General features: G+C 54.8%; 12 protein-coding genes and 1 riboswitch. Of the genes, 7 read left to right on the top strand and 5 right to left on the bottom strand.

From position 1 onward, the window contains the following. Positions 1-8: 8 nt before the first annotated feature. Genes GCE01_RS10800 through GCE01_RS10790 form a run of 3 tightly spaced genes read left to right on the top strand, consistent with a single transcriptional unit; the run spans position 9 to position 3,101 of the window. On the top strand, positions 9-1,037 hold the full coding sequence (locus GCE01_RS10800; protein ID WP_099212861.1) for a P1 family peptidase: 1,029 nt from the start codon (positions 9-11) through the stop codon (positions 1,035-1,037). After that, a complete protein-coding gene (locus GCE01_RS10795) occupies positions 1,030-1,893 on the top strand; it encodes an alpha/beta fold hydrolase (protein WP_099212860.1) in 864 nt (287 codons plus the stop codon). Before GCE01_RS10800 ends, GCE01_RS10795 begins: the two co-directional genes overlap by 8 nt. Further along, positions 1,890-3,101 (top strand): tetratricopeptide repeat protein, encoded by a 1,212-nt coding sequence (locus tag GCE01_RS10790; protein WP_099212859.1) that lies wholly within the window; start codon positions 1,890-1,892, stop codon positions 3,099-3,101. The genes GCE01_RS10795 and GCE01_RS10790 overlap by 4 nt, the downstream gene beginning before the upstream one ends. Here GCE01_RS10790 and GCE01_RS10785 read toward each other — a convergent pair whose 3' ends face one another. Next, complete coding sequence (locus GCE01_RS10785) at positions 3,102-4,100, bottom strand: LLM class flavin-dependent oxidoreductase (RefSeq protein ID WP_099212858.1); 999 nt, start codon at positions 4,098-4,100, stop codon at positions 3,102-3,104. Between the two features lie 399 nt (positions 4,101-4,499). On the opposite strand from GCE01_RS10785, the gene GCE01_RS10775 reads away from it, so the two are divergent. After that, a complete protein-coding gene (locus GCE01_RS10775) occupies positions 4,500-5,840 on the top strand; it encodes a GntT/GntP/DsdX family permease (protein ID WP_099212856.1) in 1,341 nt (446 codons plus the stop codon). A gap of 46 nt (positions 5,841-5,886) precedes the next feature. Beyond that, positions 5,887-6,642, top strand: coding sequence for an SDR family oxidoreductase (locus GCE01_RS10770; protein WP_099212855.1), 756 nt, complete (start codon positions 5,887-5,889; stop codon positions 6,640-6,642). Between the two features lie 21 nt (positions 6,643-6,663). Here the strand turns inward: GCE01_RS10770 and GCE01_RS10765 are convergent, their stop codons facing one another. The 4 genes from GCE01_RS10765 to GCE01_RS10750 are packed head-to-tail and all read right to left on the bottom strand — an operon-like array spanning position 6,664 to position 11,592. Next, on the bottom strand, positions 6,664-7,656 hold the full coding sequence (locus GCE01_RS10765) for a FecCD family ABC transporter permease (RefSeq protein WP_099212854.1): 993 nt from the start codon (positions 7,654-7,656) through the stop codon (positions 6,664-6,666). Then, a complete protein-coding gene (locus tag GCE01_RS10760; protein ID WP_099212853.1) occupies positions 7,656-8,609 on the bottom strand; it encodes an ABC transporter substrate-binding protein in 954 nt (317 codons plus the stop codon). The genes GCE01_RS10765 and GCE01_RS10760 overlap by 1 nt, the downstream gene beginning before the upstream one ends. After that, positions 8,606-9,364, bottom strand: a complete 759-nt coding sequence (locus tag GCE01_RS10755; RefSeq protein WP_099212852.1) for an ABC transporter ATP-binding protein — start codon at positions 9,362-9,364, stop codon at positions 8,606-8,608. The genes GCE01_RS10760 and GCE01_RS10755 overlap by 4 nt, the downstream gene beginning before the upstream one ends. Before the next feature lie 2 nt (positions 9,365-9,366). Beyond that, positions 9,367-11,592 carry a TonB-dependent receptor gene (locus GCE01_RS10750; protein ID WP_099212851.1) on the bottom strand — a complete coding sequence of 742 codons (2,226 nt, stop codon included), beginning with the start codon at positions 11,590-11,592 and terminating at the stop codon, positions 9,367-9,369. A gap of 92 nt (positions 11,593-11,684) precedes the next feature. After that, a riboswitch (cobalamin riboswitch) is annotated at positions 11,685-11,886 on the bottom strand. Positions 11,887-12,039: 153 nt separating this feature from the next. Here GCE01_RS10750 and GCE01_RS10745 point away from each other — a divergent pair. Both GCE01_RS10745 and GCE01_RS10740 read left to right on the top strand, forming a co-directional pair. Next, a complete protein-coding gene (locus GCE01_RS10745; RefSeq protein ID WP_099212850.1) occupies positions 12,040-12,885 on the top strand; it encodes a fumarylacetoacetate hydrolase family protein in 846 nt (281 codons plus the stop codon). 300 nt (positions 12,886-13,185) lie between these two features. Continuing rightward, a complete protein-coding gene (locus tag GCE01_RS10740) occupies positions 13,186-15,450 on the top strand; it encodes a TonB-dependent siderophore receptor (protein ID WP_244591181.1) in 2,265 nt (754 codons plus the stop codon). Positions 15,451-15,454: the final 4 nt, after the last annotated feature.

The raw sequence follows: 15,454 nt of genomic DNA, 5'->3' as shown, positions 1-15,454 counted from the left end.
ACACCACCATGACTTCCAGAACTCGCCATAATCTCATCACGGACATTCCGGGCATTCGCGTCGGAAATGTGCGCAATGTTCAACAAAGAACTGGCGTGACGGCGCTTGTGTTCGACCGGCCAGTTGTCGCTTCAGGCAGCTTTCTTGGCGGAGCCCCTGCACTTCGGGAAAACGCGCTACTGGAGCCAGAAATGCTGGTCGATGGCATTCACGCCATCGTACTCTCCGGTGGATCGACGTATGGTCTGGATGCAACTGCCGGCGTTCAGGCATGGCTAAGGGGAGAGTTTGACGCTCTTCCTACGCCGGAAGGCCAGGTCCGTGTGCCTATTGTGGTGCAGGCCAGTCTTTTTGACCTCGTGAACGGAGGGGATAAAGACTGGGGGCGATACTCGCCTTATGCGGAACTGGGCTATCAGGCCGCACAAACAGCATCTCACGGTCCCTTCAAACTAGGGACCGAAGGCGCCGGAACGGGCGCAACCACCGCGACCGTGAGAGGGGGACTTGGATCAGCCAGCGCCATAACCTCCAGCGGGCACACGGTCGCAGCGCTTATGGTCGTCAATGCTGTCGGGACGGCCACAGTTGGAGACGGACCGCACTTCTGGAGCGCGCCTTTCGAACAGGACGCGGAATTCGGAGGGCTCGGTTTCCCGCCTCATTTGACAGCAGATGACCTCAAACTCCGCATGAAGCCGAATTACGTCGCTGGAACCACAATCGGCGTTATTGCAACTGATGCCACCCTGACGAAAGCGCAAGCCAAACGGCTGGCCATTCTGGCGCAGGATGGCGTCGCACGGGGCGTTTTCCCCGCGCATCTCCCACAGGATGGAGACGCAGTGTTCGGCATCGCTACAGGCGATGCACCCGCGCCCGCTTCCATTGAGGAGTGGACCGAAATTCTGCATACGGCCACGCAGGTCACAGCCCGAGCGATCGCGCGCGGCGTTTATGAGGCATCGCCCTTGCCGGGTGAGCCCACTCGCCCCACGTGGCAGGAACGTTTTGGGAGGAATACCAGCCATGACTGAGACAATTCCACCAGCAGAAACATTTTTCCGCGTTCCAGGCCGCAGGCTTGCCGTCTCTTCAAAACAGGCAGGAAGTGACACAACGCTCTTTTTCGTGCACGGATTGGGTGGGAACCGTCAGCAGTGGCGGCTGCAATGGGACCGGTTTTCCAAAGAGCCTGTCAATCTCGTCGCATGGGATGCGCTTGGACATGGCGAGAGTGCGCGCTCCAAGCACGAACAGGTTTTTGCCAGTCGGTTTTCGGTACAAGACCTTGCCGCTGTTCTGGCAGCGTTCCCCTCGCGCAAACGTATCATCGTCGCTCATTCATTTGGATGCCGCATCACGCTGGAATGGATTTCCGGATTACTTGCTGCTGGAGAGGACATACCCGTTGATGGCCTCATTCTGTTGGGGCCAGCATCTCTTGCCCCGTCCCTGAAGGGACCGATGTTTGGAAACTGGATGGACCGTCTGCCCTTCTGGATCGCCTCGTTTGCAAGACCGGCTTTACAGGCGCGCTTCGAGAAGCTGGCATGGGCTCCAGACGTAGATCCAGAGATACTCAAAACCGAGCGTCAGGCGACGAAGCGCAACAGCCTGTTCATGATCAATGCTGTCCGTTCAGGTGCGGCCCCGGTCAATACGGAAATCCTGCGCCATTTTGACAAACCCGTGCATATTCTTGCGGGTCAGAACGATGGCATCGTCCCTCTGGCGGAAGTCAGAAAAGTAGATGATTTCCTTCCCGCCAGCACCTTGGATATCCTGCCAGACTGTGGTCATCAAATCATGCTGGAACAGCCTGATGTCGTAAACCAGTACATTGAAAAAGAACTTCAGCGACTTTCCCCCTCTCCCGGAGAGGCGCCATGACTCAGGACGTTCTGAACAACGATATTTCTGCTGACCAAGCGTCCACGATCGCTGGCATCAATGATTTTATCCTTGGTTACCTTGGATATGACCTGCGTCTGGTCAAAATTCTTGAAGTTGCAGATCAGTCCGAAGACTGTCTGGCAAACACCTATGCCGGGTTGCTCTGGATGCTGTCTGAAACAGGTGATGTTCCGTCGGAAGCGCGCCGATATCATGAACGCGCAGCTCAATCCGTTACCAATGCCCTTCCGCGTGAAAAGCTTCTGTTTTCAGTTCTGGAGGCCTCTATTGCGGACGATCCAGAGGCTATTATTCGCCTGACAGATTGTATTCTTTCCCAATGGCCGCGTGATCTGGTGACTTTGAAGCTTCGCCAGTATCACGATTTCATTCGAGGCCGCTTTGAGGACATGCTGGCCGTTGCGTTACGCAGCGAAGATGCCGCCGGAGACGTTGCCGCCCTGCACGGTATGCTGGCTTTTGCCTATGAGCAGTGCCACGATTTACCTGCTGCTGAGCGTTCTGCCCGCACAGCCCTTGCCATGGATGCATCGGAGCCGTGGGCCCAACATGCCCTTGCTCATGTTTACCTGACGCAGGGACGCATTGATGAAGGTACCGCGTTTCTTGAAGAGCGGTGTGCTGGCTGGAAAACGCTGACCTCCTTCATGGACACGCACCTATGGTGGCATCTGGCTCTCTTTTACCTTGCACGCAATCGGGTAAGCGACGCTGTCTCCGTTTATGACCAGCATTGCTGGACCAGAGAACGCAGCTTCTCACAGGATCAGGTTGGCGCAGTATCCCTTCTGGTCCGTCTGGAGCTGGCGGGAGCTGATGTCGAGGACCGATGGACGGACCTTGCGAACTGGCTCGCTTCACGGCAAGACGATGTCAGTCAGCCCTTTCTGACCCTGCAATATCTTTACGGACTACTCCGCGCCCATCGTCCGGAAGGGCAGCATCTGCTGCGCCGTATCGAGGGCCTCTCCGGGCAAAGCCTACCAGATCAGCGAGCGTGGGATCTGGTGGGCATTCCTTTAGCCCGTGGGCTAAACGCCTATCTTCACAATGAAAACGCTTCAGCCCTGCTCTCCTTCAACGCTGCGCTTCCTCACTTGCAGGACATTGGTGGCAGTCACGCCCAGAGAGACCTGTTCATTCAAATCCATCAGGACCTGAAGCGGCGCATGTCAAAGGCTTGATCAAGCCCCCACGTCTGCCTTGATCCTGGCTGTAATTTCAAGCGAACGCTTGCGACTGTCCTGATCATGAATCGGGACTGCCACCATCAGCTCGTCAGGTTTGTGGCGTTCCAAGAAATGTCTCAGTTGTCCCGTCACACTCTCTCTGGACCCAGAAAACGTATAAGCCAGTGTCTGCTCAAGCAACGCCTGCTCCTCTACCGACCACAACGACAGGATATTGTTGACAGGAGGTGGAAACGCGATAGGCCGCCCGCGGCGCAAAGCCATAAAATACTGGTATAGCGACGTCGCGAGACGCTTGCCATCCGCTTCCTCATCCGCTGCAATGACATTGACGGTCAGCATCACGTGAGGCCGCGCACACCTCTCAGACGGCTCAAACCGCGACCGATAGAGGGCAATGGCTTCCTCCATCTGTGCTGGCGCGAAGTGAGATGCAAAGGCATACGGTAGCCCTAACTGGGCGGCGAGAACGGCCGAAAACAGAGACGATCCCAAAATCCAGACCGGAACGCGCAGGCCCATTCCGGGAATGGCACGTATCAAATGCGTATCTTCCGCCGCCATGGGCTCGAAGTAATGCAGAAGCTCAACCACATCTTCCGGAAACCTGTCAGGTGCTGATGGATCGCGCCGCAGAGCACGGGCTGTTCTCTGATCAGCCCCTGGTGCCCGGCCTAGACCCAGATCTATGCGGCCAGGAAAGAGCGTCTCCAATGTTCCAAATTGCTCTGCGACAACAAGGGGCGAGTGATTTGGGAGCATGATCCCGCCAGAGCCCACTCGGATACGGGTCGTTGCCCCAGCCACCTGACCAATCAGAATAGCCGTTGCCGCAGACGCAATTCCCGGCATTGAATGGTGTTCAGCCAGCCAGTACCGATGAAACCCCAGATTTTCTGCTAATTTGGCAAAATCGATTGTATTCCTGAACGCCTCACGAGGGCCTGCGCCCCGTGTGATGATTGAAAGATCAAGAACAGAAAACGGGATCATTGTGTGGTCCTTGAGGTCAATGCGTTCAGACTTGCGGCATCGTAGCACGAACCGACAAAGCCGTAGCCATTGTCACCGTACAGACTCCTGACGCGGCACTTCACTGATGCGTTGCGTTCAAGTTCCCGTCATTCAGGCGCTTCATTACTGTCGAGCCAAGACCGAAAAATGCAGGAATAATTTAAAAATTCACAGCTTTCATATTTTTCAACGCACGCATTTGAGCGATGGTGGAAGCCTTCTGCCGAGATCATGACGCAGACTTTACATCCGTTCTTTGAGGCAATCGGCGTATGGGTCTGAGAAAGTTTCAGTTCTCTGCAGGAGCCTCTCACGTAACGGTTTTTTCTGGTTTCCGCTTCTGAACTGTTTCCTCGTTCTGACAGGGCTGCGTTCCATATGACAACAACCTTTGCCATTCTGCTGGCAACAGCCGCAATCATTGCAGTCGTCGTACTCATTGCGCGTTTTCGTCTAAATCCTTTCATCGTTCTCTTCAGCGTCTCTATTCTGCTGGCTCTTTGCGCGGGTATGCCTGCGGACAAGGTTGTCGCATCTTTCGAAGCCGGTGCCGGACACGTCCTCGGGCACGTTGGCACGATCATTGCGCTCGGCACCATGCTTGGCAAAATGCTGGCTGAGTCCGGCGGTGCTGACCGGATTGCCCTGACAATTTCAGAGCGCGCGGGTCGTCAACGGATTGACTGGGCGATGATGGTGATTGGCCTGCTTGTGGGACTGCCAGTCTTCTTCGAAGTTGGCGTTGTCCTGCTCTTCCCGCTCGCTTTCGTTCTTGCAGCCCGAACGGAAACATCGCTGCTGCGAGTGGCCCTTCCCATGGGTGCGGCGCTTTCCGTTACGCACGCCATGATCCCGCCTCACCCGGCAACGCTGCTCGCCCTCTCGGCCTATCACGCCAACACGGGCACAACGATTTTCTGGGGCGTTCTGTTGGGAACACCGATTGCGGCCATCTCAGGCCCGCTATTTGCGCGCTTCATCAGCCCCCGTGTTCTCATCACAGAAAAGAATGCGTTGGCAGAACAGTTTGTACAGCGTGAAATCCCGACAAACCTCCCAGGCTTTATGGTTACCGTCCTGACCATCACATGCCCGGTCATTCTGATGCTGATCGGCTCTTCCGCGGACATGTTTACGACGCCGAGAAGCGCAGCAAACATGTTCCTGCACTTCATCGGCAACACGGACATTGCGCTGCTTCTGGCAACCGTCATGTCGTTTTACGTGCTGGGGCTGGCCCGCGGCTTTTCACGAGAAACCATTCTTCGCTTCACTAATGAGTGTCTTGGCCCAACGGCCCTGATCATGCTTCTGGTTGGTGCGGGCGGTGGCTTTGGTCGTGAACTCATTGATAGTGGCGTTTCAAAAGCCATCACGGACGCGGCCGTCAGCGCGCACGTTCCACTTCTCGTGCTCGCATGGCTTCTGGCCGCGATCGTCCGCGTCGCTTGCGGGTCTTCTACCGTTGCAATGAGTACGGCCTCCGGCATTGCGGGTCCGATCCTCGCGCACTCGCAGGGCGTATCGCCAGAACTCATGGTGATTGCCACCGGCGCAGGGTCCGTAGCTTTCGGCCCCATGAACGACGCGGGCTTCTGGCAGATGAAAGAATATCTTGGCCTGACCGTGCCGCAGACAATCAAGACCTGGTCAGTTCTGGAAACGATCATTGCCGTTCTGGGACTGGTCTTCTGCGTTGGTATTTCAATGTTCATCTGATCCGCGTTGACAGAGCGCTGACACAGCAAAGGAAGAAGGATTTTCCATGAGTATATCTTTTTTTGACCTGACGGGACGTCGCGCTCTGATTACGGGATCGTCTCAAGGTATCGGCTTCAGTTTGGCCAAAGGACTTCAAGCCGCCGGGGCTGAAGTCGTTCTGAATGGGCGGGATGCTTCCAAACTCTCGGCCGCAGCCGAGGAACTGGGAGGTGTCGAGACACTTGTTTTTGACGTGACCGACCACGCGGCTGTTCGAACGGCAGTCGATCGCTTCGAAGAAGATACCGGGCCCATTGATATTCTGGTCAACAACGCAGGAATGCAGCACCGCGCGCCGTTGGAAGACTTCCCACCAGAAATGTTTCAGAAGGTTCTTCAGACAAACCTGACGTCCATTTTTAATGTTGGACAGGCTGTTGCAAGACATATGCTAGGCCGTAGGCAGGGTAAAATCATCAATATTGCCAGCGTCCAGACGGCCCTTGCCCGCCCGAATATCTCCCCCTACACGGCCACCAAGGGTGCCGTGGGGAATCTGACGAAGGGGATGGCGACCGAGTGGGCAAGACACGGCCTTCAGTGCAATGCCATTGCGCCGGGTTACTTCGATACGCCTCTCAACGCTGCGCTCGTAAATGATGCAGAATTTTCAACGTGGTTGGAAAAGCGAACACCGGCGGGTCGATGGGGACAGCTTGATGAGCTGACGGGGGCCTGTATTTTCCTTGCTTCCGGCGCATCGTCGTTTGTGAATGGCCATGTTTTGTATGTGGACGGCGGTATCACGGTGTCTCTCTGAGGCAAACGCGCCAAGGACACATCAACGCCGTGTCAGAAGTCCCATCAGGAAACAGGCGCCTATCGCAGAAATGACTATCCCAACCGGCAGCTCCTGAGACGGCAAAAGACAGCGGCTGAGAAGATCTGAAAGGATTGTCAGCATCCCCCCCGCGACCATAGCGGGGATAAGGATATTTCGAACAGACCGTCCCCAGAAGGGCCTTATGAGATGAGGCACAATCAGTCCGACGAAGCCGATCGGCCCACACAAAGCCACTGTCGTTGCACAGCTAAAGGCGCAAAGGCCGAGAACACAAAGCCGTAGCTTTCTTGTTTGCACCCCGAGGGACGCTGCGGTTTCCTCCCCGGCCATCAAGGCATCCAGATCAGCGCCAAAAGCCCATTTACCGAAGATCACGGGCAGAAGCCCCAACACGACAAGTGGCAGGGCCGACCAGCGAGCGGCGGAAAAACTGCCCATCGTCCAGAACAGAACGGATTGCGCCGTATTACGGTCACCCCAGAAAATCAGCAGATTTGTCAGAGTAGAGAAGACAAAGGAAATCGCCAGACCAGACAGCAGCATCCGTTCCGTTGAAACCCGTGCGCCAGACCGGGATCTGAACGATACTAGCAATAGAAGTGCGAAGGTTGCTACAAATGCCCCACCGACTGCACCAAAAGCGATCGTCCAGACGCCGAAAACGTCCCCCAACAATACGATGACAGCAACAGCCCCTGTTGCTGAGCCCGAAGATAACCCGAAGAGAAACGGATCTGCCAAGGGGTTGCGGGTTACGGCCTGAAGAAGTGCTCCTGCACCGGCAAGAATTGCTCCGGTCAAGAAGGCCAGAACCAGCCTTGGCATTCGCAGGGACCAGATAATCCGGGCGGCAATATCATGACTGGCGGGACCGGCCAAAAGTCCCGCTTGCAACGAATGCCAGGGAAGAGAAGCACTTCCGAGCGTAACTTCCAAAAATGCCAGCACACTCAGAGCCGGTAAAGCGCTGATGCTAAGAACGCGCTTCATCAAGGTGCTGCGTCCGGGTGGAGAAAGGCTGCAATTTTTTCGATCACATCGATATTCGCGGGAGACGGCGTCATTTCATCATAGCGCACAACCAAAACACGGTTTGTCTTCAGGGCCGTACTTTCCGTCAGCAATGGCTGGCTTCGCAGAAATTTCAGACTGTCTGAAACACCTGCCCCGTAATCCATCACCAAGATAGCTTCAGGATCACGCAAACCCGCGTTTTCCCACGAAGCAGCACCCCAGTTTGTTGGTAAATCACGAAAAATATTTTCGCCCCCGCCCAGCCGGATCAGCTCTGTCGCGAGGGCATATTGGCCAGCTGTAAATGGCCGATCGCGTCCACTGTCATAAAGGAAAACACGTAACGGACGATGGCCATTGAGACGATCCTGAATGTGCTGAACGCGCCTCTGCCAGCCTTCGACCAATTGCCGAGCCTGTTGCTCCCGGTCAAAAACCTCTCCAAGTTTTTCTTCGTCGCCATACAGAAGGTCTAATGTCGGGAGAGCTGTGGAGTGCCCGGCCCGGAAGCAGCTTTCAGACAGAACAAGCGTCGGGATACCCTGAATTGCCAAGGTCTCGGGTGTCACATCTCCACCGACATGCATCCCATAATTCCAGCCGGCAAAGAAAAAATCTGTTCCGGCATCAAGCAGTTGTTCGAGACTGGGATAATGAGTCGCAATTTCCGGGATATCGCCCTGCTGAGCTTTGAAACCCGGTGTGTATTTGTTCCAGCCTGATATCCCCGTCAAACCACGAATATAGGGCTGCAAATGCAGAGCAAAAGCCATTTCCGCCATATTAACGTCGTGGATGACAGCATGCTCTGGCTGATGCGTGATCGTTACGGGCTTCCCGCAGCTCTGCACGGTAACCGGGTAGGCGAAAGCCGTTTGCAGGGCAAAGCCACAAATCCCCAGAAACAGCATAAAGGCAGGCGTTTTCATGCGCCTCGCGGCCTAAAAACGAACGTCGTGCTGCCATCATCCAGTTGAACGGGATGAACATTCAAGCCGAACGCATGCCCTAGTTCCGAAGAGAGCAGAACCTCAGAAGACGCCCCATCCAGAATGATTTTTCCGTCCCTCATCAAGAGAGCTCGCGGCGCAAAATTAGGCACGAAAGACAGGTCATGCAGGACGGCCACGATTGTTAGAGGAAGGTCACGCAACAAACTTAACAGTTCTGCTCTCGCCGCAAAGTCCAGGTGATTGGTGGGCTCATCCAGCAACAGTATTTTGGGGGTCTGGGCCAGACATCGCGCCAGCATCACACGCTGACGCTCGCCACCAGAAAGACTGCCAATCGACCGTTTTAAAAAAGGTTCGACACGGAAATACTGGATTGCTGTTTGCAGAGCCGCAGTATCCTGCTGCGCTTGGACAGTGCCCCGAAACGGGAGACGACCAAGTGCGATATAATCCTCAACTATGAATTCAGGAGTTACATCATCGGTCTGGGAAAGCCATGCAATCTCGCGCGCTACCGCTGGTCTGGACAGGGTGCTGAGCAGCGTTCCTTCCAGAAATATCTCCCCTTCCGTGGGCGAAATTAATCCAGCAAGGAGCTTCAGAAGCGTGCTTTTCCCAGCACCATTGGGGCCAATAAGTGCAACATGCTCACCCTCCCTGACGGAGAGATCCGTCAAAGAGAGTATGCAGTCATACCCGGCACCATGTGTCTGAAGCACAACCTCAGGCACGATCAGAAACCGGCCTGAACACTGATCGAGAAGGACCGCGGCGCCCCCAACATCACTTCACTCGGATAACTGGTATCAGCCCACTGAATGAAGTGCTTGTTTCCCACATTGTCTACCCGGCCATAAACCGTCACGCCACGATAGGCGTGCCATGCCGCGAAAAGATTGACGAGCGCATAGTCTTTCAGACTCAGGGTGTTGGCGTAATCGCCCTTACGGGCAGATACGTAACGCATACCAGCCCCCAGATCGACCGGCAGATCTGCAACCCGGGACCAGACACCCCACAGGTTAGCCGTTACAGCCGGAACGTTCGGGACCTCGTTCCCGGAAGCATTCACTGACGCTGAAGGATGGAATGATCCATAACGAGACCACGTATAGGCAACATTTCCCGACAGGCTCCAGTGTTTCCCCAGCGTGAGGTCTCCCTGCCATTCCAAACCCCGTGACTTCTGAACGCCCGCCGTTGCCACGCTGTCCACACCGGTAGCAACGAGAACTCGGGTACGGCGGATATCGTACAGAGACAGCGTAGAGGACAGGCGCCCTTTCCAGAAAGAACCCTTGGCGCCGATTTCTCCCTGCCTGGACTGACTCAGGCGTGAAAACTGCCCTTTATTAACCAGGAAGATATTGGAGCCCGGCGGATCTTCAGCCGTTGTGTACACGCCATAGAGGCTGATGTTGTCTGTCAGATCATAAACAGGGCCAATCCTAAAGTTGGCAGGATTGTAGTTCCCCTTGAAGCTGGTCGCAGGATTGAACGCACCGGTCTGGCTATAATTCTGACGGTCCAGTTTCAGCCAGTCATAGCGAAATCCACCCACTACACGCAGATCGTCCCGCACGGTCAGGACGTCTTCCATGAAAATGCCTGCGTCCACCATGGTTGTGGGAGATTTGGTATATGGATACTCCCCCGCAAAACTCCCAACGGCCGTACTCTCAGGACTACTCAGAGAAACACTGTCCGCATATGTCGCGTCCGGAAAACCACGGTTCCGGATGAGCCGCACATAATACGCGTCTCCACCGACGACCAGACGGTTCTTCATTCCGAAAACATGAAAATCAAACTGACCATCCAGCGTGTCACCCACCTGGTGCTGGTTCATATAAACATAGAACCGATCCCGGCCGACCCGACCGGGTGCAATGGCATTTCCCGCTGCGTCCGTCTGCCCGGCTGAACCGATATAGCTGTAGGATTCAGCGTTATTCCAGTTGCGCTTGGCATAAAGGACATAGGTTTTATTGTGGAACGTCATGTTCTCCGTTGGCTGCCACGTCAGATGGAGCGTCGGAGTCACATTAACCGAGCCAGCTTTTGCATCCTTGGCATTGTAATACCGCCAGAGCGATGATCGGCTTACGCCTAATCCCTTGGAAGACGACAGCAGGCCGCCCACGCCATCATGGACCTGCGCCAGCGGGACCAAAGGGGTTCCATAGTACGTCGACAAGCGATCTGTCAGATAGTCGACGCCAAAGCGAGCTGTAAATTTCTTCGAAGGGTGCCAGAGCAACGTTGTCGTGAAATCGTTGCTGTGTGGGTCTGCGCCAGCAACGTATCCATCAGACGAGGTACGACTGAAATCACTTCGAATGGCCAAAGTGTCAGTAATGGGAACCGAACTGCCAACACCAGCATTCCATGTATTGAAACTGCCATAAGATACCAGAGCATTAGCATGCGGCCCATCAAACGCAGGGTCACGCGTTCGCATGTCCACCGTGCCCCCAACAGCGCCCTGCCCGTACAGAACAGACGACGGCCCCTTGAGAACCTGAACGCTCTCAAGATTGAAGCTGTTGAGCGGACGGTTCACCATCGTGGTCGGGCCGTAATAAATGCCATCTCGCAGGATCAGAACCTGATTTCCGCTGAAGCCGCGCATCATCATCTGCGCCGGACTTCCTGGAGATCCACCGGAAGAAACACCCGGTGCACTGTCTGCGGCGTCTTCAGCGTGCGCATAACCGCGCTGCTCCATCACGCTGCGCTGAATCACATTGATCGTCGCAGGATTATGTTGAACCGTCAGCCCAAGTCTGCCCCCGATAACAGCACTATCCTTCAGCGGCTGCGCCCGACCATGCGCCGTAATGTGTTCTTCTTTCGCTTTGGCCGCCGCCTTCCTGACGTCTTCTGTCTGGGCGAACGCAGGCTGAAAAACGGTCAATGCTGCGACGGGCAACACACCGACAAAACTGATTTTCCTCATAGATAACGCAAACTTCACTCAACAATGCGTCACTACGATGAGCAGGATGAACCATCCTGCTGCGTCAGGTGCACCCCGCCCTTTCGCTTCGTCCATGACCATTTTCGATGGCAGGTCTCCTGGCTTGCGGATCATCGGCAAATCGCGAGCCTTCCCAAGGCTGACGCCCCAGTGGCCGGGTTCATAGAACCCATCGTGATCAGCCTCACCGCTCACAGTTGCGGGGGCAGCCGCAGCATTTCACTGCGTTCCCTTTTCATCCCCTTCCGGGGAACCATCATTGAGCAGGGGCATAACCGAAACTCCCATATAGTCAAACACGTATGTTATAACATATCAATAACTGAAGTTATCAATTTGAACAATGGAGGCCCTTCGATCCTTGGAAGAAAAACCAAAACATGCCTAATCTCATGCTTCCCCACTCTGGACAGAAAGTGTCGCAGGATGAAGCTCTGTCGTTTTGGTCCCTTGGATCAGGAAACACCCGGACTCATTGATGACACTGGCATGCTGCGAAGCCTCAAAGGGATTCTGCCTGATATTACGGTTGGCCACCTGTCTCCAGAGCAGCTTGACGCCTTGCGGGCGATTAATCCGAACACTCTCCCTGTCGTTTCAGAAGCACCACGCTACGGTATTCCGTTCTCCGGTGCCGGAAAGTACATCTGCATTGGCCTGAACTATCGGGATCATGCCGAGGAAGCAGGCCTTCCCCTCCCCTCAGAGCCAATCGTCTTCATGAAAGCCATCTCTGCCCTGACGGGTCCGAGCGATGGTATTCTGGTCCCCCAACATGCCACCAAATTGGACTGGGAAGTCGAACTCGCAGTCATTATTGGCACAAAAGCGTCTTACGTCTCCCCGGAGAAGGCTTTGGAGCATGTTGCGGGATATTGTGTCGCCAATGATATCTCTGAACGCTCATTTCAGATGCAGACAAGCCAGTGGGACAAAGGCAAAGGCTGCGACACATTCGGGCCTTTGGGACCATGGCTTGTGACGACCGATGAAATCGCCGATCCGCAAGCACTCTCCATGCGGTTAGATGTCAACGGACACCGTCGGCAGACGGGGCATACCTCCAACATGATCTTTGACGTCCGCAGCATCATTTCACATGTCAGCAACTACATGACCCTGATGCCGGGCGATATTATTGCTACAGGCACACCTGCCGGCGTCGGAATGGGCATCAAGCCTCACCCAGTCTATCTCGAACCAGGGGATGTCGTAGAGCTGGAAATCGAAGGGCTTGGCATTCAAAGGCAGACCGTGAAGGCCAATTCTTAGCTGAATCGACAGGAAAACGTCTCTTACGAAGCGATTCTTAAAAAACACCCATTTTCATAATTATTTTTTTGTACGAACGACTTGCCCGCTCAACGTCGCAGGAATGCTGCCTACAATGTAACAACTGCGAAGGTACGTGAATTAAAGATTGAAGTTTCTGAGAATGAATATCATTTGTAACTTTAGAAATGCGGGAAAGTCAGCTGAAATTCTCGTGAAAATTCATTTTCCAGGAGGCAGTTAGCCCTTTCCATGAGACTTCCAGCGTCGAACGTTCCTCAACGTACACATCTAGGCCCAATGCTTTTTACAGCACTTTTGCTGTCAGGCACGTGGAATGGCGCCTTTGCCGCCACCACCGATGACGTATCTCCAGAAGCTCGTAAGAAATCAGCTTCAACGACCGGTCTTAAAGAGGAACGTTCCGCTTCATCAAAATCGCAGCGCACGCAACAGAAACACGCGTCACAAGAAGATGAGACCCCCGGCAGCATTGAGCAGCTTCTGGTGCAAGGTCATCGCCGCAATGCCTCTACGGATGGTACCGGCACTTACACGGTTTCTGCGGTCTCTACGACGAAAATGCTCCTCAAACCGTTGGACGTTCCACAATCCATTTCGGTTCTCAGCAGCCAGCAGATGAAAGACCAGAACCTCAATACGGTTGATGCTGCGCTCAAACAGGTCGCGGGCGTGAACGTCAATATGTATGGCGACGGAACGGGCGGATACACTGCCCGCGGCTTCTCGTTACAGGCCCAGTATGACGGTGTTCCGTCCATGAGTGGGCTGACTTTAAGCCAACAGTATGATCTGGCCATCTACGATCGTATTGAAGTCCTGCGTGGACCAGACGGCATGCTTCAGGGCTCCAGCACACCCGGCGGGAGTGTCAATTTCGTCCACAAGCGCCCGACCGATGACTTTCAGGGCAATGCTTCGTTCTCGGCTGGCTCATGGAACAATTACCATGCCACCCTTGATGTCGGCGGCCCTCTCGCGCACTCAAAAATTGTCTCGGCACGACTTGTCGTCGCAGGCACCGACCGCAACCAGTTCTACAACAATGCCTATGATCGTCGCTGGACGATTTATGGCGTCACAGATGTGCACTTAACGCGGCATGATACCCTGACAGTCTCCGTCACGTCTCAAAGCAACGATACAACCCGTTATATGGGGCTTCCCCGTGCCAGTAATGGCGCGGATCTGAACTTGCCGACGAGCACGTTGGTGGGTGCCAACTGGGGCAAATCCGAAGTCCCGATGACTGAAGTTGAGGCACAACTGGAGCATCTGTTCTCTCATGGCTGGCGCGGGCGCCTCAACTACCGTCACCGAACCGCAGCCACCACACTGCAATACGCTTATCTCAACGCGTATAACGCGTCCGCAAAGACTGGCAATTTCGTCGCAGCCAATACACGGTATGACGAGACGAATGATGGCCTGGACGCCTACGTCACCGGGCCGCTTCACCTCTTCGGGCAGAAACATGTTCTGATGATGGGAGCGAACTACGATCGCTATCTCTATGAAGGCGGCGGTGCCAGTGCAAACTCCCGGACCTACACGGCGCTGGCCGGTATCCCGATTAATGCGAACAATGCCATTCCGTCTCTGGCTCTCCCTACCATTACCAACCGCTACTGGGAGCCATCCACGCAGTGGGGCGTGTATGGTCAGGCACAGATCAAGCCTGTTTCACGCTTTTCCATCCTGATTGGTGGCCGGGTGAGCGGGTATGTCAGCAAAACACGTCGTATTTCCCCAACTGTTGGTGCCACCAGCACCGATATCGACCAGCAAGGCATCCTGACCCCTTACATCGGCGGCGTTCTGCACCTGTGGCCGAATGTCACGGCTTATGTCAGCTACGTTTCGACTTTTTCGCCTCAGTCTGCGTTTGATACCACCGGCCGCCTCGCACCGGTCCGAGGCAATCAGCTCGAAGGTGGTATCAAGGGAGAGTTCTTCCACGGGCACCTGGGCATGACCCTGTCCGGCTACAAAATTATTCAGAAAAACGAAGCCATCTATAACGGCACCATCGGCGCTATCTGTGGACCCGGTGGCGTGGATGACTGCTACGTCGCGACAGGCAAGACACGCAGCCAAGGTGCTGAAGCAGAGCTGATTGGCCGTCCTCTTGAGGGCTGGGATATCAATGCCAGCTATACTTATAACGACAACCGGATCGTCAATAACGGTAGCGCCACACAGTCTGGCCTAACCTATGCTGGCAACTCGCCCAAGCATCTGTGGAAGCTCTGGACACACTACCGGTTCGAGCCATATCGCGGGGCACAAAAGAATGTCTGGAGTATCGGCGGCGGGTTCAACGCTCAAACAAGTACATTCGGAACAAACCGCACCGTGACGCAGGGCGGATACATTATTGGGTCCATCCAGGCTGGATACCAATGGAACAAATATCTTTCCCTCTCCGCAACACTGAACAATATCGCCAACAAACGATATTATCAGCGACTGGGAAATCTGTATTACTACAACTACTACGGAGAGCCGCGGAACTTCATGTTTACGCTCCGTTCTAATTTCTGAAGCA

The sequence above is a fragment of the Gluconobacter cerinus genome (genome assembly GCF_002723935.1).
Taxonomy (GTDB): domain Bacteria; phylum Pseudomonadota; class Alphaproteobacteria; order Acetobacterales; family Acetobacteraceae; genus Gluconobacter; species Gluconobacter cerinus.
The sequence above is the reverse complement of the archived record's forward strand: the minus strand, read 5'-3'. Positions and strand labels throughout refer to the sequence as shown.

Coding starts and splice junctions, on each gene's coding strand:
- GCE01_RS10760 (WP_099212853.1), bottom strand. CDS start 8,609: ATGAAAACGCCTGCCTTTATGCTGTTTCTGGGGATTTGTGGCTTTGCC.
- GCE01_RS10775 (WP_099212856.1), top strand. CDS start 4,500: ATGACAACAACCTTTGCCATTCTGCTGGCAACAGCCGCAATCATTGCA.
- GCE01_RS10750 (WP_099212851.1), bottom strand. CDS start 11,592: ATGAGGAAAATCAGTTTTGTCGGTGTGTTGCCCGTCGCAGCATTGACC.
- GCE01_RS10740 (WP_244591181.1), top strand. CDS start 13,186: ATGCTTTTTACAGCACTTTTGCTGTCAGGCACGTGGAATGGCGCCTTT.
- GCE01_RS10770 (WP_099212855.1), top strand. CDS start 5,887: ATGAGTATATCTTTTTTTGACCTGACGGGACGTCGCGCTCTGATTACG.
- GCE01_RS10745 (WP_099212850.1), top strand. CDS start 12,040: ATGAAGCTCTGTCGTTTTGGTCCCTTGGATCAGGAAACACCCGGACTC.
- GCE01_RS10790 (WP_099212859.1), top strand. CDS start 1,890: ATGACTCAGGACGTTCTGAACAACGATATTTCTGCTGACCAAGCGTCC.
- GCE01_RS10795 (WP_099212860.1), top strand. CDS start 1,030: ATGACTGAGACAATTCCACCAGCAGAAACATTTTTCCGCGTTCCAGGC.
- GCE01_RS10800 (WP_099212861.1), top strand. CDS start 9: ATGACTTCCAGAACTCGCCATAATCTCATCACGGACATTCCGGGCATT.
- GCE01_RS10765 (WP_099212854.1), bottom strand. CDS start 7,656: ATGAAGCGCGTTCTTAGCATCAGCGCTTTACCGGCTCTGAGTGTGCTG.
- GCE01_RS10785 (WP_099212858.1), bottom strand. CDS start 4,100: ATGATCCCGTTTTCTGTTCTTGATCTTTCAATCATCACACGGGGCGCA.